Raw genomic sequence first — 26,229 nt, forward strand, 5'->3', positions numbered from 1 at the left:
TACCGCTTCGTGTACTTACTTCCCACCTGGTGCTACTTCCTCTGGGATCACTCAGATCCCAGTCTCCAGGTGTCCGCGATCACGGGGAAGCTCCATGCGCCCGGCCAGCCGCGAGGCGTGTCCGTACAGCTCCGGCTGTCGGGCGGGGTCCAGGAACGGGTTGGGCTCGTTCATGCCGCCCTACCTTCTTGAGTGCGTCCCAGTAGGTCGCGACGCTGGGACTGCGCGGGTGGGGCGGGGATGGTTCTCAAGCGGGTCTTCTACCGAGCCACCTTCTGCTCGATCCAGCGCGACCCCGCCTCGCGGACCTTCTACGACCGCAAACGGGCCGAGGGCAAACGACATCACCAGGCACTGATCGCCCTCGCCCGACGCAAGGTGAACGTCCTCTACGCGATCCTGCGCGACCGCCGGCCCTACCGGGCCCGGCCGCCCCTTCGCCTCGTGGCTTGACAACAGCATTAGGCAGCACCCCCTGACCGGGGGCGCGGACCGGTCAGGACTGCTCGGCGGCGACCTTCCGCAGCCAGCGGCGCGTCTGGCGCCGGTTGGCCAACAGCACCACATCGGCGCCGGAGCCGAACTCCTCGATCTTCGCCATCACGCGGGGCCGCATCTTGCGCCGGTACGTGGCGACGTACTTGATCACACCCCAGTGGATGCGGTTGTGCACCCCGTTGCCCTTGTGCCCGGCCCCGTGCCGGATCTGCCGGGAGAAGATCCCGTACAGCGCCGCCACGGTCGACACGTCCATCAGGACCACCGTGTCGCAGGCTTCGAGCCGTACCTGCAGCGTCGAGTTGTAGTTGCCGTCGATCACCCACCGCGGCTGCGCGACCAGCTCGCGCTGCACTTCGGTGAACTTGTCCATGGGCAACGCGTTCCACTCGTCGTCGTAGAACGCGGCGTCCAGGTGTGTCACCGGTGCGTCGAGGATCCTGCCCAGCTCGCGGGCTACGTGAGATTTGCCGCTGCCTCCGCAGCCGACGATGGCGACCTTCTTCATGGTGCTCCAGCGTAGAGAAGTTGGGGTGTCCGGACGTGTCAAGCGCAGTGCACTCATGGAGTCGGATCGGTTGGGGCGTCGTCGATCTTGTGCCAGAGGCGGCGGCTGTACCAGCCGGGCGGACGAGTGCGCCGTTTGCGTAGTTCGGCGAGTTCTTGCTGGTCAGCGTGGGCGATGAGCCGGTGTGGCCAGCAGCTCTCCCGCCGTGTGGTGATCCAGCCCCGGTTGTTCCATGCGTAGAGGGTGGCGGTGGTCATGTCCAGTTCGGCGGCCAGGTGTTTGAGCCACCATTCGTCCGGGCCGGGTTCCTCGCCGTCGGGTGCGGGGCGGTGCCGGTGGACGCGGCCTGCTGGGCAGCCGAGACGGTGCATGAGGGTGCGGATGGTGGGGGCAGTGATCCGCTTGCGGCCCTTGGCCGGCCGGTAGCCCTCGGTCTCGAGGCGGTCGGCGATCCCGCTGGCTCCGATGCCCTGGCCGGCCAGCTCCCGGATCCGGGCGGTCAGCTGCGGGTAGTAGGACAGCTGGTCGAGCCGCTGCACGGGGCGGACGAGATCGCCGGAGGTGCAGGCGCCTCCGGCCCAGACGACGGTCGCACGGACGCGTTCGCTCGTGCCGGCCACGGTGACGACGACCTTGTCGACGATCGCGCGGACGATCTCTTTGCGGTCCGTGACCGTGGTCGTCCTCGCCTGCCATAGCCCGTTGATGTCGCCGGCCAGAGCGGTGATGGTCTGCCGCTCGGCCGGGGTGAGAGCGCGCGGGCTGGTGCGGGTGAAGCGTTCGTGGTCCTCGTGGAGTTTCTGCTGGGCGGCCAGCGCGGTCTCCCATTCCTTCTCCAGCTGGCGCACGACCAGGCGGTTCTCGAGTTCGGCGAGGTGGTAGCAGCGCCGGGCGCGGTCGGCTTCGTACTCGGCCCGCTCCAGCTTCTGCGACCACAGCGTCTCGAGTTCGGCCCGCTCGGCCAGGACCTGGTCGGCCGCCCGGAGGGAGACCTCGACCGCGGCGGGCGTGAGGGCAGCCAGAACATGCTGCTCGACGAAGGCGTCCACACAGGCGGCGTTGATCAGCTGGCAGGTCCTCGCGGCTCCGTAGTTGGTGACCTCGCGGGAGCACACGTACTCGGGCAGGGCACGGCTGTGCTGGGTGTGATAACGCACGATCATGCGCCGGTGGCAGCGGCCGCAGAAGACCAGGCCGGCGGCGAGCGCGGGTCCGCCTCGCACGGCGCCCATGGTCTCGGCGCGGGCGCGGTTGGCGGCCAGTTTCGCCTCGTTCGCCTCGAACTGGGCCACCGAGATGTAGGCGGGCAGCACGTCGGGGATCATGACCAGCCACTCGTCCCGGGCCCGGACGACCCGGCCGGTGCTCGGCCGGGCGGGGTCCTTGCGGCGCGGGTCGACGCGGCGCCGGCCGTAGGCGTTAATGCCCGCGTAGGCGGGATTGTGCAGCAGCGTCTGCAGCGTCATCCGGTTCGGCCTCCGCCACTCCAGCGTGCCCTTGTCCGGACCCTCCCGCAGCCGGATGCCCAACCGGATGTCGTGGCCGACGAAGTAGCGCAGCACTCCGTGCAGCGTCCCGAGCCGCTCGAACTGCGCGAAGAGCAGACGGATGACGGTCTGGACCTGCTCGTCCGGATCGAGGACGACCTCTCCCGAGAGCCGGCGGACATAGCCGGACGGCAACGGGAAGGCGAGTTCACCGCGGCGGGCCTTGTTGATCCTGCCGTTCCACATCCGCTGCTTGATCAGATGCAGCTCGGCCTCGCTGATCGTGCCCTTGAGACCGAGGACGAGACGGTCGTTGTAGTCTGCCGGGTCGTACACGCCGTCGAGATCGGCCAGCACCGCCCCGGACAGGGCACACAGCTCGATGAGCTGGTACCAGTCCTTGCCCGAGCGGGCCAGACGGGACATCTCGATGCCCAGCACGAGTCCGACGTGGTCCAGGCCGATCTCGGTGACCAGCCGCTGGAACCCGGTGCGGGCCACCGCGGTGGTCGCGGACATCCCCTGGTCGTCGTCGATGACCAGGACCCGGTCCGCCTCCCAGCCCAGCGCGTCGGCCCGGTCCTTCAGCGCGTACTGCAGCCGCGTCGACTCCTGGTGATTCAGCAGCTGCCGACGCGTGGACTGGCGGACGTAAACCGCCGCCAGGCGCTGCAGATGCCGGTCGCACACCTTGCTGTCGGCCCGCTCCCAGGGCAACACCGCGGTCATGACCGGACCCGTTCACCCGCGGCCACGGTCACCACTCGGCCGGCCAGCCTCGTCAGCTGCCGCACCACCGCCCGCCGATTCGCCTCCGGCAGACGCGTCCACACCCGTGCGCTCAGCGTCGTCCGCGTACTCCTCTGGGGCCGACGTCACGTCCCTCGCGCATGAGGACTCGCCCCCCTCACGGGCCTGAAGCTGCCCGGCCACCGCGGCCAACCGCCGCAGCCCCTCACGGCCGATTATCGGCCCCCGCTCGCTCCTCTGACCATCCATAGGCGCAGTGTGCTTGGGCGATAGAGCGAAGTCTGTCGTGGATCTTCTAGCGGCGCCGCTGCGTACGCGACTACGAACGCTTACCCGAGCACCACGAAGCGATGGTCAAGTGGTCGATGATCATGCTCATGAGCCGCCGCCTCTCCCGCCCTCACACCCGTCAACAGCACAGGAAATGACTAGTTTGTTCACGGGCACTCAGAGCCTCCCGTCACGGGCAGTGTGACCCACTGAGGGACGTCGTACGGGTGCCTCTCGTGCAGCCACGCCTCCAGCGCGGGGAGGCGATCAACCCGGTGTCAGGTATGTAGCGGACCTGCTTCTGCTGGCGGCGGTAGCTGCTCACGCACCCGACCTCCGCACTGCGTCACCCAGCGACGATGCACGCACATCGCTGGGGCCCCCGATGATGTGGTTCATCACATAGCCGAACGCGATGCCCTGCTCAGGGTCCGCGAAGCCGAGCGAGCCGCCTCGACCAGTGTGGCCGAAGGCGCTTGGTCCGGTCATGGGGTTGGAGTCGGTGGGCAACATGTATCCGGAGCTGAACCGGCTCGGCTCCACTATCACTTGGTCCGGCCCACTGGCCTGCTCCTCGGTCGCCGACGCGAGGGTCTCCGAGGTGAGCAGACGTACGCCGTCCACCTCGCCGATCAGAGAGGCGTACATCCGCGCGAGCCCGCGCGCGGTGCCGACACCGTTGGAGGCCGGGAGCTCCGCGGCCTGCACCTCGGGGGAATTGAAGTCGATCTGGGCCGGGTCGGTGACCGAGTACGCCCTGTTGCTGAGCGAGTTCGGGTCACGCCAAGCGGCGACCAATTCACGGAGTTCGTCGGGGATCGACTCGGGAGGTGCGGTGGTGAGGTCGACTTCTGGCTGCTGGTACACCATCCGGCTGACCCGGTCGCGTTCCCTCCTTGGCAGTCCGATGAAGAAGTCCAGCCCCAGCGGACCGGCGATCTCGTCCGCGAAGAAGCGGCCCGGCGTACGCCCGGAAACCCGACGGATCACCTCGCCGACCAACCAACCCCAGGTTCGGCCGTGATAACCGTGGGCGGTGCCTGGGATCCACTGTGGAGACTGCGCGGCCAGCGCGGCCACCATCGGCTGCCAGGCCAGCGCCTCGGCCAGCGGTACCGGCTGGTCGAGCGTGACCAACCCAGCCTGATGGGACAACAGCCAGCGCACCGGGATGTCCGCTTTCCCGTTCGTGGCGAACTCCGGCCAGTACTTGGCCACCGGCGCGTTCAAGTCCAGCTCGCCGCGCTGAGCCAGCAGGTGCACCGCCGTCGCGGTCGCCCCCTTGGTCGCCGAGTAGACCAACTGCAGCGTGTCCCGCGTCCACGGACGACCGGTGTCAGGATCGGCTACCCCACCCCACAGGTCCACCACCGGTCGACCGTCCTGGTACACGCACACCGCCGCGCCGATGTCTCCGTGCCGTTCGAAGTTCGCCGCGAATGCCTCGCGTACCGGTTCGAAGCCGGCCGCGACCTCACCGTTGATCGTCGTCATGCCGCCCATCCTGGCACTTTGATCACCTGTTGCCAGAGGCTGCCGGTCACGCCTCTGCTACTCAAGTTGGTACCGATCACGCTGATACCGGCAGAGCTTGGAGACGCTCGCGGAACTCGCGGACGGCCGGGACGGACTTGTGCGGTTGAAGCCGCTCCGAAAACTCCTTCAGACGGTCCAGGGCCCGGACGGAGCTGACCTTGTCCTCAAGGAGCTCGGCTCCGTAGTTCGCGGCGTCGAGCGCCCCGTCCAGGTCAGCGCCCGCAAGCCGGGCCTCGGCCAGACGGCTGGACCGCACCGCCTTGTCCCGTGGGGCTGCCTTCTGGACGGATGTCTCGAGCGAGCTCGTCGCGCGCTCCACCTGACCCGCGCGTAGAAGGACCTTGCCCTCGGTCGACCTCAGTTGCGCCTCACCGAACCAGTCGAGCCAGTCCGGATTATCCTCCACCGTGTGGCGCTCCCAGAGGGAGGCAGCGCGGTTCAGTGCCGTACCGGCCCTTTCATGATCGCCGTCGCAAGACAGAGCTTCGGCCTTGTGCAGGTAGAGGAAGGACTGTGTGTAGGGCGACAGACGACGCGGAGCGTTGTCGATGGCGGTCGAGATGAGGTCGACCCGTTCTGCGGTCCGCCCTGCCTCGGAGACGTGAACTCCCATCTCCGCCAGGACGAAGGCACCGAAGGCGTCGTCCGCAGCGGTACGGGCGCTGCGCAGGGCCCCGACGTAGTACCGCTGTCCTGCGGACCGCAGCCCCGCGTCGTAGGCCATCCAGCCGGTCAGGTGGGACACCCGGGCCGCCAGTGCGTACAGGCGTACGCGGACCTTGTCCGTGTACCGGCCGGCCCTCAGGAGGCCGGTGATCAGGCCGAGGTCACCGCGTGCCTGCTCCAGGAGCCGTGCGCCCCCGAGTTGGTCGTCGAGCGTGCGGAGCGTGCTGATGCGCTGCTCGATCGTCGAGACCATCGTGTCCGTGACTCGATCACCGTCGAGCGCCGAAGCGAAGGCGGAGGGCGCCTCGGCCCAGCTCGCCGCAAGCCCCGTCAGGGAGACGCCGGTGATGGTGAGGAACCCCCGACGGTCCATGCGGCCACTCCCCACCAGATCGGCCAGTGCCTCGACGGTACCGTCCTCGGTCCAGGGCGCGGTGAGCCCCGTGACCTCCCAGACGGGGAGCCATCGCGGCCAGCCTTCCGCCTGAACCTGTTCGTACGAAACCCGCAGCAGGTCAGCGAGTACGCGCTGAGCGTCGGCGTCCGGCTCCTGGCCCTGCTCCCACTTCCACACGGTTGTGCGATTGGTCGCCAGGGGGATACCCAGCTGCTTCCCTCGTGCCTGCATGAGCCGAGCGAGTTCGGCCTTCCCCCATCCGCTCGACTGGCGGACGAAGGTCAGCGGGTGCATTGCTAACGACTCACCGGTCACGACGTGCCTCCCGTCAACCCTGATCGACGGTTGGGAGATTACCCGCGCTGACGTGCACTGGAAGGCCCTCAGCGTCGAGAGAAACCCCCTAGAAACGTTCCCGCGCCGCCTGCGGACGGCTTCACTCATCATCACCAGCCGATCAGCTGGCGACCTCGACGACCAGGACCTTTGCAAGTCGCAGGCGCCCAGCCAGAGAGCTCGGTTCCGCACTGCTCGACCAAGTGCGTAGACGACTGCACCGATCCATCCTTCAAACAGGAGTTCGCCATGCCTCGTACCAGCACGACCATCGGCAACAGCCACCTCGTCATCGACACCGCCGTGGCCGCACCTGCCTCGACGACCATCGTCGAGCGGAAGGGGCTGGGCCATCCGGACACCCTGGCCGACCACCTCGCCGAGCGTCTGTCCCGTGCGTACAGCCGCCACACCATCGCGCGCTTCGGTGCGGTCCTGCACCACAACTTCGACAAGCTCGCCCTCCTCGGCGGCGCAAGCGAGGTCCGGTACGGCGCCGGCCGGATGACCGCCCCCGTCAGAGTGCTCGTCAACGGACGCGCCGCGCCCACATGCGGTGGGGAGCGGATCCCCGTCGAGGGGATCGTGGAGGCCGAGGTGCGGGCGTTCTTCGACGAGCGGCTCCCCGAGGTCTCCGACCATCTCGACATCGTCTTCAACATCACCAGCAACTCGAGTCCGGGCGCCGTCCTCACGGACGGTGAGGTGCCTGACCGGACGCGTTGGTTCAGCCCCCGGTCGGTCGAGGACCTGCGGGAGCGTCGGGTGCGCCTCTCCAACGACACCTCGCTCGGCACCGGTTGGGCGCCGGAGAACGTCTTCGAGTCGTTCGTCCGCGAGCTGGCGGACCACTTCTCCGGGGACAGCGAGTTCACCCGCACCCATGCCTGGTGCGGGTCGGACGTCAAGCTCATGGGCTACTGGGACGGGGGGAAGGCCGACGTCGTGCTCTGCGTCCCGCAGAAGTCGCGGTTCGTCGCCGGCCGGGCCGAGTACGTACGGAACGCGGAGAGCGTGCTCGCCGAGTGCCACAGACTCGCTGGCCTCCGGCTTCCCGGTGCGGAGGCGCGGTTCCGGCTCAACGCGCGCGACGTCCCGGAGAAGGACGAGCTCTACCTCACGTACACCGGCAGCTCGATCGAGTCCGGCGACGAAGGCGTCGTCGGCCGCGGTAACCGGGTGAACGGGCTCATCACGCCGCTGCGGCCGATGAACCTGGAAGGCGCCAACGGCAAGAACCCCGTGTACCACGTGGGCAAGCTCTACAACATCGCCGCACGACGGCTCGCCGAGCGGCTGCACGAGGCGACCGGGGAACACGCCGAGGTCCACCTCGTGAGCGCTACCGGACAGCGACTCGACCAGCCGTGGCGCGTGCTCGTCCGCCTGTCGTCCCCGGACGCCGAGACGGACAAGGTGCAGGCGCTGGTGGAGGAGACGCTGGGAGAGTTCCCCGCCCTCACCGACGAGCTGGTCTCCGACGGGATCGTGCTGAGCTGATGCCGAAGCGGACGCTCGGAGAGGTCTCCCCGGAGTGCCGGGAGCGCCTGACCACGCACTACGGCCCCCAGGTCTCCGGGTGGCTCGACACCGTGCCGGCCCTGATGGATCAGGCGGCGGATCTTTGGAAGCTTGAACTCGGCACGTACCACGACGCCGGACACGCCTCCGTGATCGCCACGGCCAACTCCTTCGACGGGCGTCCACTGCTCCTCAAGGCATGGGCCGATCCCGCCCGGTTCCACGACGAGGTGACCGCCCTGCGCCTATGGGCAGGCGGTCCCACGGCGGGCGTCGTCGAGGTGGCGGACGACCTGGCCGTGGCGGCCATGGAGATGATCAGCGGCCGACCGGGCGGCGGCGGGCGGCCGCCACGAGAGCTGCGGACGGTGGCCGCCGCCCTTCAGAACCTCCACGTCCTCGGACGTCACCGTGAGCGACCGCGTGACCTCCCGTCTCTGGCCGAGTACCTGAATCAGGAAGTACGCCCGCGGGTGTCGCGCAGACTCGGGGCAGTCGACCTCGGGCCGTGGCACGGTCTCGTCGACATGCTCCTCCCCGAGCTGGTGTCCTTGCAGGAGGACGACGGCCGCGCGACTCTCCTGCACGCGGACCTCTACCGCGAGAACGTGCTCTTCGACCGGCTGGGACACCCACGGTTCATCGATCCCCTTCCGATGGTCGGAGACGCCGCCTTCGACTGGGCCTTCTGGACCGTGTACTACGACCTCGGTCGCGGCACTGGTGCTCGCCTGGTCACAGCCGCCCGCATCACCCGTATCCCTGTCCCCGTGCTGGCGCCGTGGTGCCGGGCGCTTGCGGTGGACGGCCTCCTCTACTACCTCGAAACCGCCGATCCACGCGCCTCGCGAATGGCCGACGTCCTCGCGTGGTTGTCGGCGCCGACCTCAGGGAACCGACCATGACGACTTACGTCCTCCGCCACGGACCGACCGACTACAGCCAGCGCTACCTCGTCAACGGCGATCCGACCGAGTCCGTCCACCTGAACGAGGACGGTCGACGGGCTCTCGCCAAAGGGTGGAGCAGCGTTCCGCTGCACAAGGTCATGACGTGGATGGCCAGCGAGTTCCCTCGCGCCCAGCAGACCGCGAACCTGCTGATGGGAGTCCCCGGACCGGGGTTGATCACCGAGCCGCGGCTGAACGAACTCGACTACGGAGCATTCGAAGGAGGCCCGTTCCTCGAGTACGCCGCATGGCTCGATGAGCACGGCGCCGGCGAGCGGCCGCCCGGCAGCGCCGAGTCGCAGACCGAGGGAATTCACCGAATGCTCACGGGCATTCTTGCGGCTCTGCAGTATCCCGGTCCCCGCGTCCTCGTGACCCACGGTCTGCTGGTCTCCGTACTCCTGTGGCACAGCGCCCGGACGCCGGACCAGCCCATGCCCCTGTTCTTCCCGGAGGCACCGTACGTCGAGCCAGTCGCCATCTCCGACGAGGAGCTGCCGGAACGTATCAGGACGTTGATGAACGATCTGAAAGCGGGCGCTGAGCGCCGTGCCGCCGACGCCACTGACGGGAGGATATTCCGGAACGGGGACGGCTTGGCGGTTGCTACCGTCGATCTCGCATCCCCATCCCACTCGCAGGATCAGAAGGATCTCCCTCATGCATGATGCCCGCGCCCTGATCGACATGGGTACCGAAGCGGTTCGTCGGCTCGCTCGTCGCGGCTACACCCTGGACCTGTCCGAGCTGGAGTCCCTCCAGTCCCGGCGCAACCAGAACATCCGCTCGGCCGACGAGCTGCGGGCAGAGTCCAAGCGAGTGGCTAGCGAGGTCCAGCAGACGGCCAGGCAGGGCGGCGACATCACCAAGCTCAAGGAGCGTGCCCGCGAGCTGAAGGACCAGATCCGCGGGATCGAGGCCGGCCAGGAGCAGATCGAGGCCCAGCTCCGTGATCTGCTCCTCAGCATCCCCAACCTGCCGGACGACTCGGCTCCCGACGGCGACTCCGAGGAGTTCGCCGTGGAGATCCGGCGCGTCGGCACGCCTCCCACGTTCCCGTTCGAGCCGAAAGACCACGTGGACCTCGGCGAGGCCACCGGCATCCTCGACTTCGGCAGGGCGACGAAGCTGTCCGGGCCGCGCTTCGCGGTCTCCCGCGGTGCCGGCGCCGCCCTGGAGCGTGCCCTGGCCACGCTTTTCCTCGACCTTCACACCCGTCGACACGGTTACGTCGAGCACTCGGTCCCCTACCTGGTCAGCCGCAAGACCATGACCGGCACCGGCCAACTCCCGAAGTTCGAGGAGGACCTGTTCAAGACCGGCGTCGCCGACCGTGAGCTGTTCCTCATCCCGACGGCCGAGGTGCCGCTGACCAACCTCTACGCCGACGAGATCATTTCTCCGGCCGAGCTCCCGCTCGCACTCACCGCGCACACCCCGTGCTTCCGATCCGAGGCCGGCTCGTACGGCCGCGACACCCGCGGCCTGATCCGCCAGCACCAGTTCGCCAAGGTCGAGATGGTTCGCATCGTCGACCCCGCCGACGCGGACACCGAGCTCGAAAAAATGGTCGGACACGCCGAGGCGTGCCTGAAGGAACTCGGCCTCGCCTACCGCGTCGTCAAACTGGCCGCGGGTGACACGGGCTTCTCCGCCCAGCTCACCTACGAGATCGAGGTCTGGATCCCGAGCCAGAGCACGTACCGCGAGATCTCCTCAGTCTCGGACTTCGGCACCTTCCAGGCCCGCCGGGCGAACATCCGGACCCGTGGCGCGGACGGCAAGCCCAAGCTCGTCACCACCCTGAACGGCTCCGGACTGCCCGTCGGCCGCACCCTGGCCGCTCTCCTCGAGCAGTGCCAGCAGCAGGACGGTTCCATCGTCCTGCCCGAATCCCTCGTCCCGTACCTCGGCTTCCGCCGTATCTCGGCGGATGGAACAACGGAGGCATAGTGCTCGTCGGCGTCTGCGACTTTCCCGGTAGCTACGCTTTTCCACCCGCCGGATACGGCGGGATCGAACGATGGCTGTGGGCGGTCGCCACAGGCGCCCGAGCCGCAGGCGCCGACGTACACCTCCTCGGGCCGGGCTGGCTCAAGAGCCTGGAAGAAGACTGGGTCCGCAAGCCGGTCCGCCTAGAGGACATCGCCCCCGAAGCGCTCGCCGTGCGCGAGCTGCGCGACAGCGGCTACGACCTCCTGGTCGTGGGCCACGAGTACCCGTCGCTTCCGGCCTGGACCCGCACGTGGAGCGAGCTGGACTGCGACGTCGCCACGTTCCAGCACTCGCCAGTCTTCCGGCATACTCCTGGCGCGTTCGACGGCCTACGGTCGCGGCTCTACTGCTACTCGCCCGAGATGATGGAGATCTACGCCGCCCACCGGCCGCTTCCCGACCTCGCTGTTCACCTGGGCCTCCGTGAGGAGGAGCCTCCGGCCACAGCCGGCACCGACCTCGTCTGGCTCGGCCGGATCGACGAGGACAAGGCCCCGCACATCGCGGTACGCGCGGCGCAGCTCCTTGGCCGCCGGATCCGAATTGTTGGTCCGGTCTTCGACAAGGAGTACGTACGACGCCACGAGCGCATCCTCGCCGCCGACCACGTGGAGTGGGTGGGAGAGCTCGGCGGTACCGCCAAGACGGCTGCGATCACCGAGGCGTCCGTCTTCGTTTACACGTACGCCCGTACGTACGTGGAGGCCGGTGCCGCCGTCTTCGGCGAATCCCTTCGCGCCGGCACCCCCATGGCCGCGCTGACCTGGCGGGAAGGGACATGCGCGCAGGCAGCCCTGTGCGACGAGACCGGTGCGGTCACCGTCGTCGACCCGCGAGAGGACGACGAGACTGCGGCGTGCAGACTCGCCGACACGATCAAGCAGGCAGAGGACCTCGACCACCACCGGGTCCAGGAAATTGGACTGCACCGTTTCGATCCGGCCCGCCACTTCCAGACGATGGCCGCACGGCCGTGCTGACCCGTATAGACAGTACAGTCGGGGCTGTCTTGCCCCAGCAGCTACTCACCGTACTGCGTGCCGCACTAGGCGCACACTGGGAGTTCACGGTCGACGAATATCACATCAAGGTTCGTCATCCGGACCGCGGCACCCCCTACAGGCCACCGCGTAGACCACCCTCGTGGAGGGAGCTGCTCGACTCTCTGGAGACAGGCTTCGCGCAGGACGGAGTGCCGCGTGCAGCCTGCCTCCCTCTTCGTTGGGGCCGGGAGACCGAACTGACCATCTCCGCGGTTCAGGCACTCGACCCGTTCCTCAAGGGCGGCCATCCACGCACGTACCGGAGCGGGTTCCTTCCCCAGCCGGTCGTCCGCTTCACGGGCCAACGCGACGCCACCGGCCAGCTCAAGGACGGCTTCCTGACCTCCTTCGTCAACATCTCCCGGGTCCAGCGGATAGGTACTCTCGACGAGTACGGCGCCATCCTCGACGGTTGGTTGACGGTGCTTTCCCAACTCGGCCTTCACGCACGGCACCTGCGCATCGAAGGCGAGCTGTGCTCGTGGCGCCGGCGGCAGGTGGAGGGCATCACGCTGCACTTCCGCCACTTGGAGCACACTTTTGGTGACATCATTCTCCTGTGGAATAACGAGCACCCGGATCGTATGGCCGTAGACCTCGGCAGCGGACTGGAACGCCTGGCCTGGGCTCGCACCCAGGAACACTGGCCTGAACTGATCCACGGGAGCTTCGCCGGGTCTGCGCCGCCTGCCACTCTGGATGCCATCCGCACGGCAACCCTCCTGGTCGGTCATGGGATCACTCCAGCTGCCCGAGGCGCGGGAGGAATCACCCGGCGGGTCATAGGCTCCATCGACCGAGACGCCGCGCGCCTTGGGGTCGGGGCCCTGGTACGGGAGATGTACGGCTTCTGGTCGCTGGTCGGCGACTTGCGCGTACCGTGGTCGGAGGTCGCGCGCATCATCGAGGAGGAGCTGCACCTGTAGGGCCGGGCTCCAGCGCCCTGTCAGCCCGATGACAGCGAAGAGCGTAGGCGCGCCTTCTCCGCCTCCAAGACGGCTACCCGCTGTTCGAAATTTCCCAGCGACGGCATGCCGGGAGCCAAGTGCGGCGCGCGATCGTTCAAAGGGCGTGCACGTCGTGAATGGACCAGCCACGGGCCGTCATCGCCTCGATGTGAGGTGCGGCTCTTGTGCGGTGCGCGGCGAAGGCGAGCAGGTGAGTGGGACGGGTGGCGCCGACGAAGACGAGTTGCGCCGCGCGCTTAATCGTGACCAGAGCCTTGGAGGCGTCCCGCTGTCCACTCAGGAGTCCGAGGACCTCATGAACGTCGTACTTCCTGCCGCTGCGTTCCAGGCATTCGAGGATGAGGGTGGCCGCGTGAGTTTCGCCCTTGGCGCTCTGGATGGATCCCGCGACCGACGGCACCACATCGTGGTCCGCATCTGCCGGCGCCTCGGGCTTGGGGACTGGCTGGGCTACAGACGGGATGTGAGCAAGGGGCTCTGTGAGGCGTGCGACACCCTTCAGGGAGTTCTGCGTCAGGTCTTGTAGCAGCCGCGGAAGCCTGGCGGTGAGGACAGCCCATTCCGCGGGACTGTCGAGTGGGCACGTCAGCAGGTCGTGCAGGAGCAGGCGCGCCCGGCCTCCGGCGGTGGCCGGGTCTCGGTCCAGTCGCCTCAGCGGAGGCAGTCCGCCAGAAGTGGTAAGTCGGGCCGCGTCACGGAGTGCGTTCCACAAAAGTGTGACGGCTGCGTGATTGTCGCCGGATCGCCGGAGCGTCTGAGCGGTACGCGTAGCCGTGATGAGGCTGCCGGTTGCCTCGGCGGGCACGGTAGTGAAGCCGGGTATGTAGCAGGAAACGGACTGAGGAAAGGCTTTGGTGCCTTTCGGTGCGAGGCGGGCGCCCAGCACCCGCGGCGGATTGCTCAGCAGCAGGTGGCGTGGTACCGCAGCCGCTGCCATCCGTTCGAAGGCGGGTACGACTTCAGCGACGGTGTCGTCGTCGAAGAGCAGGAGGGCGACGGTCCCGTCGTGGCCGACGCCGTTGATTTGTTGGCGACGGTGAACTGTGAGGTCGCTTGCGAGTGCTGCGATTGCGCTGCCGAATCTGCGGCTGACGGGGAGTTGGGCGGCGTGCGGCAGAGGGAACGACGAGGGCTGGGCGGTATTCGGTGCGTCGGCGAAGATGCGCTGGTTGACGTCGCCCACTCGCTGGACGATCGTGCCCGGCGGGCCGAAGACCTTGTCCAGCAGGTGTTGCTGAAGATGGCTGGTGTCCTGCATCTCGTCCAGGAGGACGAAGGGGAAACGGTGAGCGGCGGCTATCGCGAGTTGGGGGTGGCGAGCGAGGTGATGTTCAGCGATGGCGAACATGTCGTGGTAGCGGAAGATGCCTCGTTCGGTGAGCGTTTCTTTGAGGGCGGCAAATTGTTGACCACTGTCGCTGGACGCTTTGTAGGGAGGGATGCCATCAGGTCCTGTCGCGATCAACTGCCCGGCGTCGCACACGTAGCGAGCCTCGGCGACAAGTGCAGGTCCGTTCGTGCGGTATCCGAGTGCGTTGTTCAGTTTCCGGAACTTGGGGTGGCGTTCGAGAAGGCGTAGAGCTTCGTCGGCGTAGGCCTGGTCGTCAACGGTCTGCACTTCGATGCTTCGGGCCCGTAGGGCTGGAAGGGCGAGGAAGGTGTTGGTGAAGGCCTGAATCGTGCCGATGAAGTGCGGGTACTGCAGGAGGCGGCGTCCTGCTGGTGTGGTGGTGAGGCGGTGGGTGATCTCGTCCTTGGCTGTATTGGTGTGGGACAGCACGCAGATGCCGCGCGTGGGCGACGTCCAAGCCTGGGCGAGCAGGGCGAGCTTAAGGCCGATCAGGCTGGTCTTGCCGGAGCCGGGAGCGGCTTGGAGGTCCAGGGATTCCGCGCTCTGGATGAAATCCCACTGTTCCTGGTAGGGCAGGTCCAGGCCGAGGTGTTGGGCGAGGGCTTCGACCTTGTCCTTGAGGAAGGCGTCGGGGGCATAGAGGGGTGTCATGGCTCAGACCTCGCTGCACAGGTACGTGAAAGCGGCCACGAGGTAGGGCGGAAGATCGTCCTCGGTCACGGAGGTGGTCTGCAGAAGCCGGGCCGCGTGATGAGCAGCGATCGGCTTCCTGCCCCGGCCCATGCGCAGCGGCTCGTAAATGTCCAGGGCCGCCTTTTCCAGCGGCACGTTGTTCTCACGCCACTTGGTGACCTCATCACGCGCGGAGCGGTCGAGGCCAGCGAGTTTGTCCGCGGTGGGCCAGGTGGTGTTTGAAGCGACGGCGGCGCGGACGGCCTGATGCATCAGGGTCGCCATCGTCCAGGAGGCGGCGGCCAGATCGTATTCCAAGGTCCAGTGGTCGGAAACGAAGGTGCGTACGTGTCCGTCGTCCTTCTCTTTCAGCCCTGCGACATGTTTGTCGATCTCTTCCTTGGTCATCTCTGCCGAACACTTCAGCTTCTTGCGCATCTCGGCGGAGGTGCCGGCGGGAACCAGGTCCCGGTCTCGGATGCAGGCCACTGCGACCGGGATCTGTTCTCCTTCGCGCTGGAAGATCCGGCTGTAACGGAAGAGGCCGACGCCGCCGACGCCGACGACGCTTACACCGCATTCGTTGAACGACTTGCCGAGGGCCTGTGCGAGCGCGGGCAGGACGATGGCTTCGGCGTCGCCTTCGACGATGGCGACGCCGCGGGCGAAGAACAGGTTGGCCTTGGTCACGTCAAGGAAGCGGGTGAGGAAGGCGTAGTCGCCCTCGTTGAGGCGGGTCAGTCCAGGGGCCAGCCGGAAGGTGGATCCGCGAGCGACAAGGGTGAGGTGTTCGACCGGGATGGCCGATGCGAGGTTGGGGCTGTGGGTGGTGAGGATGACCTGGACCGGTGGTGTCCCGGCCGTCTTGGCGGCGTCGGCGCGATCCCGCAGGAGGTCCATGATGCGGGTCTGAAGCTGCGGGTGAAGATGGGCTTCGGGTTCCTCGATCAGCAGCAGGGGTGCGAAGGCACTGTTGTTCAGTAGGAGCAGCTCGGCCGCCATGAACAGGGCGTTGTTGTAGCCCAGACCGCGCCTTGTCCATTCCCCCGTGCCCGCGAACAAGGTGAGCTCCAGGCGTTCCAGCGCACGGGCCAGCGTGGCGTCGCCTGCAACGCCGATCTCGCCGCGCAGGACGTCGGAGCCGATAGAGAACTTCTCAAGGTAACCAGTGTTGATGTCGTCCCGGGCCGAGGCCACTGCGTCGTTGTCGCCGATCTGGCGTTCCGCACGGCGCAGGATGCCCACCAAGGTGCTCGCGCTGCCCGTCTTCTCGTCGAAGTCGTCCTCACCTTGTGCGCGCATGGCCGGGTAACCCGCGAGAATTTGTGACAGCCGTGATCCACGGCCCGAGCGCAGCTCCGCCTCGGCATCCCGCAACGGGCGCAGGTAGGTGGCTTTCAGCAGTTCACGCGCGGCGCCATCCAGGGCCGGACCCTGCCCGTCGCGGCCGGTACGTGTCGTGACCGCGACGCGGTGGGGACGCAGCGGATCCATCAACTCCGCCTTGACGGTGACGTAGAAGGCGACATTGCCGTCGCCGTCCGCGGTGAGCAGTTCCAAGAAGACCGCTTGTTCTTCCGTCGTCAAGTCCTTGAAACCACAGGTGATCTTGAAAGTGTCTGCACGGCCGTCTGGACCGACATGAAAGTCGTCGCGCGTGATGCGGTAGAAGTCCGTCGCCGTCGTCAGAAGGCTCAGGCGGATCGCATCAATGATGGCCGTCTTGCCGCTGTCGTTCTCACCGACGAGGACGGTCGTGGCAGGACCGAAGTCCAGGCTCAGGCTGGCATCCTCGTCACCGTCATCCTGTGGTGCCGCACCGAAAATCCTGAAGTTTTCCGCGTACAAACAGGCCAGGTACAACGACGCCCCCACGTTCGTTCAAGGCCTGGCCCCCGTTGGCACAGACGCTCGCAACCGCCACCACAGCCCCACCCGTGTGTGCGATTCCGGCACATCATACGAGTAGTTGGCTTCACGCACCCCTGAAAGCCCACGCGGCTGCGGCGGCCCTGCCGTGTGGACCACGCGGACGGATACGATCATTGATGCCGAAGCCGCTTGACCTTGCAAGTCCAGGCTGCCCACGGACTACGAACTCCGACGGCACGCACGGTCGCACGCCTCTCAGCTCCGTAGCGTTCACCCCTGCTCAGGAACTTTCAGCGCTGCCTGAGGGACTTCCGAGGCGCTTTCCGCCGCCTAACGCGGCAAGTCCCTGAAAGATCGAAAAGGACCTCCGACGCAGGTGAGAGGCACTTTCCAAGGCAAAGCCGCAGGCGGCGGCAGACGAGTCGGGTTGTACGTCGGGCTCTGTTGCCCACAACTGAGGTTTTCGTTTCGGGGTGACGTCATGGCGGTGTCCAGGTGAGGCCGGTCTCGGTGATGAAGCCGTCAAGGAGGTCGGGGCGGTACTGCATCTTCTTCAGCCGGGTGCGGGTGAGTTCGGCAAGGGTGTCGACGGTGCAGGCGGCGAGGTTGCCCAGGTAGTTCTTCAGGTTCGCCCACATGCCTTCGGCCGGGTTGAGGTCGGGCGCGTAGGCGCAATGCTGCTGACTTTGCGGTGGTCGGCTCGTTGAACTGGTGTGGGCGGGAAGCAGTCAGGATCGCGTGGGCTGTTGGTGGACCAGATCGCGCTGGGCGTGTTGACCAAGGTGTTTCCACCGGAGTTGATCGACGAGGCGGTCGAGGCGACGGGACGGCGCGAGGTCCGGCGGCGACGGCTGCCGGCACGAGTGGTGGTCTACTTCGTGCTGGCCATGTGCCTGTTCCGGTCGGCCGGTTACGAGGAGGTGCTGCGGGTGCTCTCCGCGGGACTGCGCCGAGGGGAGTGGGACGTGCCGTGCACGGCGGCCATCAGCCGGGCTCGGGTGCGGCTGGGACCGGAGCCGCTGCGCGAGCTGTTCGACCGGATGTGCCACCCGGTTGCCACCGCCGAGACGGCCGGCGCGTGGTACCGGCGGTGGCGGCTGGTGGCCCTGGACGGCACCGCGCTGGAGGTGCCGGACACTGAGGCGAATGCCGAGTACTTCGGGCGGGCGCGCTCCGACCGTGGTGCCGGGGCGTTTCCTCAGGTGCGGGCGGTGCTTCTGGCGGAGTGCGGCACCCATGCCGTCTTCGGCGCCGCCCTGGGCCCCTTCACGGTCAGTGAGGTCGCGCTGGCAGAGCGACTGTGGGGCCGGCTGGAGCCGGGGATGCTGGTGCTGGCCGACCGGAACTTTCCCGCGTTCCCGCGCTGGCGGGCCGCCAAGGCCCGCGGCGCCGATCTGCTGTGGCGGGTGAAGAGCAACGCGGTTCTGCCGTTGTGCCGCCAGCTGGAAGACGGCTCCTACCTGTCGCAGATCTTCGCGGCGAAGGACTACTACCAGTGCTCCGATCCCGAACACGTCCGGGTCGTCAAGTACACCCTGGACGGCGGGAGCGAGGTCTACCGGCTGATCACCACCATCCTCGACCCGGAGCAGGCTCCCGCCCGGGAACTGGCTGTCCTATACCACCAGCGGTGGGAGATCGAGTCGCTGCTGGACGAGCTGAAGGTCCACCAGGGCGCGAGCTCGGCCCTGCGCTCCAAGAGCCCTGACGGTGTCGCCCAGGAGGTCCACGGGATGCTGCTGGTACACCACGTACTACGACAACTCGCCCACCTGGCCGCCCGGTCACGCGACGTCGATCCGGACCGGATCTCCTTCACCCGCACCCTGCACGCCGCCCGCCGCGAGGTCCCCGCTCAGGCGGGCTTTTCCCCCCGGACGACTGACCAGGGCCCTTGACCGGACACTGGCCGAGATCACCCGCAGGCTCCTGCCGCAGCGTCGGCCGCATTCCTGTCCCCGCGTGGTCAAGCGGAAGATGTCCCACTGGCGCCTGAAACGGCCCGAGCACCGTCACCGGCAGCACCGGTCGTCCCCGATGCCCGAGACGATCACCATCACACCGGCCTCACGGACCACCTCGAAGGCCAAACGCAAACTCCCACAAGACACGTAAGTCAGCAGCATTGCGCGTAGGCCGGCAGCCGCTCCAGTGTCAGCCAGTCCTGCTCGGCCGTCCAGGCCCGCATGGCCCGGCTCCAGTGGGCCGACAGTCCGTCCCATACCAGCACCACCGGCTCCCTGGGATCTGGTCGAAGAGGGCGGAGTACTTCGCGTCCCGGTCCCGGATGTGACCCAGGCCGCGGCGGGGTGGGCGGTGGTGCCGAGTACTCGGACGCGGCGGGTGGTGTGTTCGACCACCGCGAGGATGTACTGGCGCTGGCCGGTCAGGGTGATGATCTCGATGAAGTCGCAGGCCAGGACGGCGACGTCCCGGCTGGCGGAGCGGTGCGATACGTGCGCCGACACCACGGCTTCGAGTCCGTCGACACACCCTGGCCGGCGTACGTCCGGCGCTTCGTCCCGGGTGGGGGTACCTGCCCTCAGGGGGTCACAGACGGGGATCCGCACGCTGCTCCGGGTGGAGGTACGCCTCGAACCGCTCCACTCGGTACCGGACCACATGCTCCCGCCCGTCGGCCCACACGGGACCGTGACCGTCGCGCACACCGTTCAGCAGGTTGTCCACGAGGCGCTGCAGGGACGACTGCCGGTCCTCGGACGTGTGCTTGACGCCTTCCTGCGCCAGCCGGGAGAGGTCCTGGGGACGGTCGGTGACGACAGCCAGGAAGGTGTTCGGTCGTGGAGACCCTTCGGGGAGACCGTCCGGCCAGAAAAGGGTGACACCGGCCAGTTCGTGCGTCTGCGGATGCCGGTAGAGCTCGTAGCACTCGCCGGGACCGATGCCGACGCCGGACCGTTCGCTGGTGGTCAGCGGCGAGATGGTGCCGCGCAGACCGATGTCGAAGACCGAGACGAACCTCCGGGCCGATCCCCGGTTACGCATCCGGACGACCACCTGGTCGCCGCAGAAGAGATGCTCGCCGGAGCGTTCCAGCGGCCGTTCGGACCTGTCGGGGAAGAGCCGTGTGTAGCCGAAGTCGAGTCCGCCGTCGAGGCAGGCCGGCCCCGTGCCGGAGGCCAGCTCCCGCACCTGCGCGGCCCTCGCGAGACGCCGCAGGTCGGCGCCGGTCAGTTCGAGTGCCTCCGCGGTACAGGGCCGGGGACAGTCCACCAGGGGCTCGCCCAACTCGTCCAGCAGTCCGATGCCGTCGTCGGAGAGGACCACGGTGGCCATCACGGGCTCCTGCGCACCCACGACCCGTACGGGCGCCGAACTGGTGAGGACCCGGGCCGTGCGTTCGCGGTCCGGGTGCCCCGCCGGTACGACGGCGACCGTCCTGCGCCCGAGGGACACCCGCAGGGGATGGGCTTCGGTCCCGTCGGGCAGCGGGGGGAACGCAGGGGTGCCGGTCACCGGCCGCAGCCGGGCCAGGCCGGCGGCGACATCGTCCACCACCGCTGTCGCGAGTGGCGCGCCAACCTCACCAGCGGGGCCCACCACGGTGTAGACATCGCCCTCCTCGACCGTGAAGAGCTCCGCGGCGTCGATGAACACTCCGCCCGCCGTGGCCAGTACGGGCAGGACGCCGCTGCTCGACGTCTCGCGCACATCGAACAGGTAGCGGTCCGCAGGGCCCTCCACGTCCGGGCGCTGGAACGGTTCCAGGTGGGCGACTGCCGGCCGTAGCTGCTCGATCAGCTGACGCCAGGTCAGGCGTGAGCTGTCGGGGCGACGGAGCAGCCGGGCCAGCGAGGCCGTGAGCACCCCGTGGCGTCCGAGGCCGGGCACGTCGGTCTCGTACGCGCTCTGATCCGGGGCGCAGGCCACGAGCCGGACGGCCAGGGGATTGGCGTCCACGGCGGGGACGCCGTTCCCACCGGACACGGCACGTTCAGCCTCCCAGGCACCGCGCACCTGTTCCCAGGGCGTCTCGCCCGGCCGGGGATGCGCCTTGGGCAGGGACCGCCCGCGGGCCATGCGCCCCGCGAAGCAGCAGTCGAGGACGGTCGTGACGTTCGCCGTCCGCCGGGTCAGCCGCTCCTGGAACCGGCTCAGCGAGGCGGCGAGCACGCCATGGAAACCCGCGCCGCCGAGGTCATGGGGGCACAGGTAGGGGAGCCAGGCCGGTACGGAAGGGTCGTCGGTCGGCGCCGGGTTGCGGGCGCGCCCGCCGTGCCCGGAGTAGTAGATCAGCGCGGCGTCCCCCGGTCGACTGTCGGCGATCAGCCTCCGGTACGCGTCCTCGATGCCGTGGCGCGTCGCCCGTTCACCGGTGAGCAGCGTGGTCTCGAACCCGAAGGGAACGAGCACCTCGTCCATGAGCTTCACGTCGGCGTGCACGCCCGTGAGGCCCCCGGTCTGACAACCGATCAACACCGCCCTTTTGCGCATATCTGTCTCCTTCTGGGCGGTCGTTCCGCCCGTCAGCCGCCGACGTGGACGAACGGTGCCCAGTGGTAGGGCAGGTCGTCCATGTCTTGCTTCCGCGCGAAGGGCGGCATTCGGCCGTCCCTCGCCCAGGGCGCCGCCGCCGCGGTGCCCTCCCGTGCTCGCAGGGCCTCGTAGGCGGCGTGCCGGCCCGCCGTGCCGAGACCGCGCACCCATCGTTGGGCGGCGGCCAGGGCCTCGGCCACTCCCCGGCCCCCTCCGGCCAGTCGCTCGTACAGCGCGACCATGGTCAGGCAGCCCGCCTCGTCGTCCACCGGCCACAGCGAGACGACGACGTGCCGGGCGCCCGCCGTCACAGCGGCCCGGGTCAGGCCCACGACATCACCGCCGACCGTGGCGGTGCCGCGACCGGTGTGGCACGCCGACAGCACCACCAGGGCCTCGGTCAGGTCGAGCCCCATCAAGTCTGCGACGGTCAGCCGGTCGTGACCCGCCAGGGCCACTCGGCCGAGGTTGGGGCCGCGCTCGTCGACCAGACCGTGTGTCGCGAAGTGGAGCACCGAGGCACCCGCCGCCCCGGCACCCACGTTCCGTGCCGTCGCCGCCGCCCCCGTCAACGGAGGACCCGCACCGAGCACGCGCGCGACGGCGGTCACCTCCGTCGCTGTGCCCGGAAGCCGGGCCAGCCCCCGTTCCGGAGCGTACGCGGGGTCGCCGACGAGCAGAGCCGGGGCGCCGGCCCGGGGCCGCTTTCCGGACCCGGGCAGGGTCAGCAGCGCGGCCGACGGCAGGTACGAGAGCGTCCGCGACAGACCGAGTGGCCTGCCGTGGTGGGGCAACACGTGGAACGGCAGCAGGGACAGGGCTCCATGGGGGATGACGTACAGCCGCCGGCCGGCGTCGACCGCGGCGGCGACGGGCCCGAGGAGCCCCTCCGCGAGAGCCGCCGCTCCCGCACCGTCCACGCCGCCAGTGGCGCACGCGGTGTGGAACCGGCGTACGTCACAAGCGAGGTCCCGCGCGCGGCAGGGAAGCTGACGGTAATTCACCCGGTCCCGCTCGACGGACCACACGATCAGCTCCTGGTCGAACGACTCGTACATGAGCAGCGCCGCGTCGGCGGGGAGCGCCGCCCGCACCTCCTCCATCAGTGCGCCCCGCTCCCATTCCCGGTGATCCTTGAGCAGCGCGGGCGCATGGCGCGCCACCTCCGACTCCGCCGCGTCCAGCGCGTCCTCCGCGCCGAGCACCTCCGGGCGCAGGACGGATCCGGAGCGGCCGGCCACGGCCTCCGTGGTGAGTACCGCACGTGTCAGCTCCTCGTATGCCGCCGCCCAACGGGACCCCGCCCGCAGCCAGCCACGCGCGGCGTTCCGGGCAGGCCCGGACGGCAGCTCATGCAGGGAGCGCAGGGTGTCGACTGCGACACCGCGGCAGCGGTCGGACAGTTCGAAGGAAGCGGCGAGCGCGGCACGGTCCTCCGACACGAGTGCGAGACGGGCGCGGACGGCCGTGTGGAACATGCCGGCCACATCGACATGGTCGGTGGCCGCGCTGCGCAACGGGTCCCGGACGAGCTGGGAGACGTGCCGATCGAACAGGCCGAGGGCTGTGCCGGAGAGCCGGGCCGCTTCGCGGTGCCGGCCCAGTGCCATCGCCAGTTCCGCCCGGCGGGCCGGGTCCGCCCAGGGCCGATCCCGCGGTCCGGTCCAGCCCGCCTGGTCGAGCAGGGTCAGCGCCCGGTCCGCGGTGGCCGGGTCGGCCAGCCGGAGGAACAGCGAAACCGCGTGGTCGGGATGCAGATCACCACGGAGGAACAGGGCGAGGGCGACCTCGTGCGCCTCCTTCCGGCAGTCGAGCAGGTAGCGCAGGAGGCACCGCAGCAAGTCGTTCCCCTCCCGCTCCGCCGCTGCGAGCGCCAGGGCGAAGTGCCGACGGGCCTCGTCGCGGTAGCCGGCGGACAGCGCCCGCTGTCCCTTGTGGTAGGGAAGCATCAGGGCCGCTTCACGGGCGGCGGCACGCACCATTCGGATGATCTGCGCGGTCATCGGTGAGACGTCGGAGATCTGCGTCGACAGTCGGCACAACTCATCGATACGGGCCGCGTCGACGACGGCCAGATCCGGGTCTCCCAGAGCTTGGACGGTGTTGTTGAAGGAGATCGCCAGGCTCGCGGCGCGCCCGAAGGCCAGTTCGTCGACGGGTCCACCGCCGAGCCGGGCGATCGCGTCCGCGGTGTCGGCGGCCAGCAGCACGGCCGAGGCCCGGCGGACGTTCAGCCGGTCCGCGAGCTCGACATGGGCCCGTTTGACGAGTTCGCGCTCCACCGACGCGTCCAGCGACACGGCCAGACGACGCGCCAGACGCAGACAGCGCAGCGCGGGCAGGGTCGCGCCCCGCTCCCGCCACGTGCGGGAGCGCATGACGAGCAGCCGTACCAGGCCGCGGGCGAAGCTGTCGCTCCCATCGATCCAGGACCAGCGGGAGAGCTCGTCGAGCGCGTCGGCCGGGACGTCCTCGCCGCCGTCGATCCGATCGACGGCCCGGTGCGCCTCCACGAGCCGCGCGAGCGCTCCGGCACCTGACTCCCGTGCCGTGCGCCCGGCCGCGTCCAGAAACGCTGCACACGCCGTCACGTCGTGGTCACGACGGGCCAGATGGGCCCGCCGTAGTGCGATGGCGGCGCGCCCGCCGCCGAAGCCCAGCCGGGTGAACAGGGCATCGGCACGTGCGTAGCGGGCGCGCGCCGACTCCGCATCGGGACGGACGGTGTCCGGGACGGCCATGTCCAGGCGCAGGCCGAGGAGTTCGGGCGAGGACTGGGGCTCCAGCGCCATGTCCCCTTCGAGGGTGTCCAGCCGGGCGAGGGCCGCCGGATCGGTGCCCGCGAGGGACCGGGCGGTCGTCAGGGCCGCCGTTGTCTCGTCCACGAGCCCGGCACGGTGGGCCACGTCCGCCGCCGCGGTCCACAGATGGGCACGTGTCGACGGCGGGGCGAGCGCGGCCAGCTGGGCGTCCCGCGCGGTGAGCTGCTCCAGCGCGCGGTGGGCCGACGGGGGGTCCTGGGCGGTCCGGGAGCTGTCGGCGACGGCCCGGGCGCTCTGGACGTCGGGTATCAAGCGGGCGGCGACCAGGATGAGGAGCGTGGCGTCGGAGTCGGCCACCGGGCGGGGTACCGGGCGGACGGCGCGGACGATGTCCTCCTCGGACATCACCGCGCCGCCGTCGCCCGGGTACCAGTTGAGATCCTGGGTAAGCGCGGCGATGCGGAGCGCGTCCGCCACGTCGTGGACGGCCGTGCGCGAGGCGGCGGTGGCCGGTGTCGTACCGGGGGCCAGTTCCCGTAGCGCGCGTTTCGGTTCGCCCGCGGCGAGCGCGGCCGCCGCTTCGGCCAGGGGGCGTTCCGCCGGCGGAACGCCCCCTGGCGGGGGAGTGCCGTGCCCGCAGAGGAGAAGGGACAGCAGCAGGTCACGGGTCACCACCACGCGGGAGCCCTCTCATCCGGGTATCGGGGGCAGGGAGAGGGGCGCGACACACCGCATGCTCCCGGGAGACCCGCCCCATCGGACGTGGCAGTCGTCCCACTCCACCAACCGGCCGGTGTCGGCCAAGGGCGCCGTCACCGTCCGGCCCGTCAGCCGGAACGAGGCGGCCGGTTGGTCGTTCGCCTCGTGGAAGCGCAGCGTCAGATCGACTCTGTTGCGCGGGTCCGCGAGCTCCGCGAGTTCGGCGAGGCCGTGCACCGCCTCCCCGATCGCCCTGTCAGGGCGATCGGGGAGGTTGCAGGCCGCTGAGAGCAACTTGCTGCCCACTCCGCCGATGATCCGGCCTGCGCCGGACAGACATGAATGGACTTCGACCTCCAGAGTCCCGGACTGTCCGGCCGCGGCCGGACAGTCCGGATGCGCCGTGAACTCCGCCCGCCCGGAGCCTTCCTCCGGCGGCGGACGGTGCCAGTCCACGGTGAACACACGGGCGACGCCCTCTTCGGGGCTCCACAGCACCAGGCGCCGCGACCCGGCCGGGCCGTCTCCCGGACCCTCGGTCAGAACAGGTTCCCCGCGTTCCAGGCCCCCGCGGCGTGGCCCGCGGCTCCCACGGCCGCCGCCGCCAGCACGATGATCCCCAGCGCGATGAGTGCCTTCTGCCCGGTGCTCCTGCTCCGCCAGAGACCGAGAGGCGTCCTGCGTACCGGCCCGGCCTCCACCAGGCCCGGGACTTTTCCCAGAATCGCCACCGGTCCCGCACCGAAGTCCTTCGCTGGACGGACGACCAGCACGGCCACACGGTCCTCAGGGCCTGTGATCGCTACGTCCTGTGCCTCCGTGGCCAGGTTGAGCAGAAGTGCGCGGCCCGGTGCGCCGGCGAGCAGTCCGGCGACGCGCACGGCGAAACACTCCCGGGACGGGGGATCGTGCACCGCGTTGATCCAGGACGGCGGTCCGGAGCCGTCCTGCCCGCCGTCGCCGTGCTTATCGCGCGCCGCCGGTCCGTCCGGGTCCGCCAGGGCCTCGTCCAGACGCAGCCGTGCCTCTTCCACCGCGGCGGGACCCCGCGACCCCAGCAGCCGGTCCGCGGCCTTGGCCGGGAAGTGTCGGTCGAGGCACGCGGCCACCGCTCCCGCCGGCTGCGAGGCGGCGACGTCCTCCAGCCATTGGACGGCGAACCGGGCGACCCGCGGAGCCGCTTCGTCCGCAGGGGTGCCGGACAGCACCAGAGTGAAGCGCAGGGGAGTACCCACCGCGTCGGTCCGTGCCGAGCGGATCCCGCTGAGGTAGGCCCGCCAGCCCGAGGCGTCCGACTCGACCAGGAGCGTCGGATACTCGAAGTCGGCGACCTCCGCGTAGGACCGCCACCATTGGGCGGGTGGCGCTGCGCCGAGGTAGTCGTAGTCCCTGTCCCGGCGCCGCGCGCGGAACATCACGTATCCGTCCATCGATCCCCTTCTCCGGGTGAG

General features: G+C 69.0%; 19 protein-coding genes and 2 pseudogenes. 8 read left to right on the forward strand and 13 right to left on the reverse strand.

The features are described from left to right. Positions 1-51: 51 nt before the first annotated feature. Complete coding sequence (locus ACFV6E_RS22145; RefSeq protein WP_385463850.1) at positions 52-174, reverse strand: hypothetical protein; 123 nt, start codon at positions 172-174, stop codon at positions 52-54. 72 nt (positions 175-246) lie between these two features. On the opposite strand from ACFV6E_RS22145, the pseudogene ACFV6E_RS22150 reads away from it, so the two are divergent. Next, positions 247-453 (forward strand): annotated as a pseudogene (locus ACFV6E_RS22150) (IS110 family transposase); the annotation flags it as partial. A 43-nt stretch (positions 454-496) separates the two neighbouring features. Here ACFV6E_RS22150 and ACFV6E_RS22155 read toward each other — a convergent pair. The 5 genes and pseudogenes from ACFV6E_RS22155 to ACFV6E_RS22175 form a co-directional block, all read right to left on the reverse strand. Further along, complete coding sequence (locus ACFV6E_RS22155) at positions 497-1,006, reverse strand: topology modulation protein (RefSeq protein ID WP_385463853.1); 510 nt, start codon at positions 1,004-1,006, stop codon at positions 497-499. A gap of 53 nt (positions 1,007-1,059) precedes the next feature. Beyond that, a complete protein-coding gene (locus ACFV6E_RS22160; RefSeq protein ID WP_385463856.1) occupies positions 1,060-3,222 on the reverse strand; it encodes a recombinase family protein in 2,163 nt (720 codons plus the stop codon). Between the two features lie 458 nt (positions 3,223-3,680). Then, positions 3,681-3,782 (reverse strand): annotated as a pseudogene (cutA, locus tag ACFV6E_RS22165) (divalent cation tolerance protein CutA); the annotation flags it as partial. 52 nt (positions 3,783-3,834) lie between these two features. Continuing rightward, on the reverse strand, positions 3,835-5,007 hold the full coding sequence (locus tag ACFV6E_RS22170; RefSeq protein WP_385463859.1) for a serine hydrolase domain-containing protein: 1,173 nt from the start codon (positions 5,005-5,007) through the stop codon (positions 3,835-3,837). Positions 5,008-5,083: 76 nt separating this feature from the next. After that, a complete protein-coding gene (locus ACFV6E_RS22175) occupies positions 5,084-6,406 on the reverse strand; it encodes a transcriptional regulator (protein WP_385464002.1) in 1,323 nt (440 codons plus the stop codon). 291 nt (positions 6,407-6,697) lie between these two features. Here ACFV6E_RS22175 and ACFV6E_RS22180 point away from each other — a divergent pair, with 291 nt between their 5' ends. Genes ACFV6E_RS22180 through ACFV6E_RS22205 form a run of 6 tightly spaced genes read left to right on the forward strand, consistent with a single transcriptional unit; the run spans position 6,698 to position 12,883 of the window. Further along, entirely contained in the window at positions 6,698-7,948 is a 1,251-nt protein-coding gene (locus ACFV6E_RS22180; RefSeq protein ID WP_385463861.1) for a methionine adenosyltransferase, read from the forward strand. Continuing rightward, on the forward strand, positions 7,948-8,874 hold the full coding sequence (locus ACFV6E_RS22185; RefSeq protein ID WP_385463864.1) for an aminoglycoside phosphotransferase family protein: 927 nt from the start codon (positions 7,948-7,950) through the stop codon (positions 8,872-8,874). The genes ACFV6E_RS22180 and ACFV6E_RS22185 overlap by 1 nt, the downstream gene beginning before the upstream one ends. Then, positions 8,871-9,587, forward strand: coding sequence for a histidine phosphatase family protein (locus tag ACFV6E_RS22190; RefSeq protein WP_385463867.1), 717 nt, complete (start codon positions 8,871-8,873; stop codon positions 9,585-9,587). Before ACFV6E_RS22185 ends, ACFV6E_RS22190 begins: the two co-directional genes overlap by 4 nt. Beyond that, a complete protein-coding gene (serS, locus tag ACFV6E_RS22195) occupies positions 9,580-10,872 on the forward strand; it encodes a serine--tRNA ligase (protein WP_385463870.1) in 1,293 nt (430 codons plus the stop codon). The genes ACFV6E_RS22190 and serS overlap by 8 nt, the downstream gene beginning before the upstream one ends. After that, a complete protein-coding gene (locus tag ACFV6E_RS22200) occupies positions 10,872-11,894 on the forward strand; it encodes a glycosyltransferase (RefSeq protein ID WP_385463872.1) in 1,023 nt (340 codons plus the stop codon). Before serS ends, ACFV6E_RS22200 begins: the two co-directional genes overlap by 1 nt. Positions 11,895-11,923: 29 nt before the next feature. After that, the gene (locus ACFV6E_RS22205; protein ID WP_385463875.1) at positions 11,924-12,883 is read left to right on the forward strand and encodes a hypothetical protein; all 960 of its coding nucleotides are present in this window, start codon (positions 11,924-11,926) and stop codon (positions 12,881-12,883) included. Between the two features lie 136 nt (positions 12,884-13,019). On the opposite strand, the gene ACFV6E_RS22210 is transcribed toward ACFV6E_RS22205, so the two are convergent. From ACFV6E_RS22210 to ACFV6E_RS22220, 3 genes are all read right to left on the reverse strand, one after another. Further along, the gene (locus ACFV6E_RS22210; protein WP_385463877.1) at positions 13,020-14,927 is read right to left on the reverse strand and encodes a UvrD-helicase domain-containing protein; all 1,908 of its coding nucleotides are present in this window, start codon (positions 14,925-14,927) and stop codon (positions 13,020-13,022) included. Positions 14,928-14,930: 3 nt separating this feature from the next. Beyond that, positions 14,931-16,796, reverse strand: coding sequence for an ATP-dependent endonuclease (locus tag ACFV6E_RS22215; protein WP_385463880.1), 1,866 nt, complete (start codon positions 16,794-16,796; stop codon positions 14,931-14,933). Between the two features lie 503 nt (positions 16,797-17,299). After that, on the reverse strand, positions 17,300-17,458 hold the full coding sequence (locus ACFV6E_RS22220; protein WP_385463882.1) for a hypothetical protein: 159 nt from the start codon (positions 17,456-17,458) through the stop codon (positions 17,300-17,302). A 108-nt stretch (positions 17,459-17,566) separates the two neighbouring features. Here ACFV6E_RS22220 and ACFV6E_RS22225 point away from each other — a divergent pair, with 108 nt between their 5' ends. Next, on the forward strand, positions 17,567-18,718 hold the full coding sequence (locus tag ACFV6E_RS22225) for an IS4 family transposase (RefSeq protein ID WP_385463885.1): 1,152 nt from the start codon (positions 17,567-17,569) through the stop codon (positions 18,716-18,718). Between the two features lie 652 nt (positions 18,719-19,370). Here the strand turns inward: ACFV6E_RS22225 and ACFV6E_RS22230 are convergent. The 4 genes from ACFV6E_RS22230 to ACFV6E_RS22245 all read right to left on the reverse strand — a co-directional run bounded on the left by ACFV6E_RS22230 (position 19,371) and on the right by ACFV6E_RS22245 (position 26,208). Continuing rightward, positions 19,371-21,275 carry a caspase family protein gene (locus tag ACFV6E_RS22230; protein WP_385463888.1) on the reverse strand — a complete coding sequence of 635 codons (1,905 nt, stop codon included), beginning with the start codon at positions 21,273-21,275 and terminating at the stop codon, positions 19,371-19,373. Between the two features lie 32 nt (positions 21,276-21,307). Next, a complete protein-coding gene (locus tag ACFV6E_RS22235; protein ID WP_385463889.1) occupies positions 21,308-24,757 on the reverse strand; it encodes a CHAT domain-containing protein in 3,450 nt (1,149 codons plus the stop codon). A gap of 12 nt (positions 24,758-24,769) precedes the next feature. Further along, positions 24,770-25,084, reverse strand: coding sequence for a hypothetical protein (locus ACFV6E_RS22240; RefSeq protein ID WP_385463891.1), 315 nt, complete (start codon positions 25,082-25,084; stop codon positions 24,770-24,772). Positions 25,085-25,317: 233 nt separating this feature from the next. Further along, positions 25,318-26,208, reverse strand: coding sequence for a hypothetical protein (locus ACFV6E_RS22245; protein ID WP_385463894.1), 891 nt, complete (start codon positions 26,206-26,208; stop codon positions 25,318-25,320). Between the last annotated feature and the right edge of the window lie 21 nt (positions 26,209-26,229).

This window comes from Streptomyces sp. NPDC059785 (assembly GCF_042732375.1).
Taxonomy (GTDB): domain Bacteria; phylum Actinomycetota; class Actinomycetes; order Streptomycetales; family Streptomycetaceae; genus Streptomyces.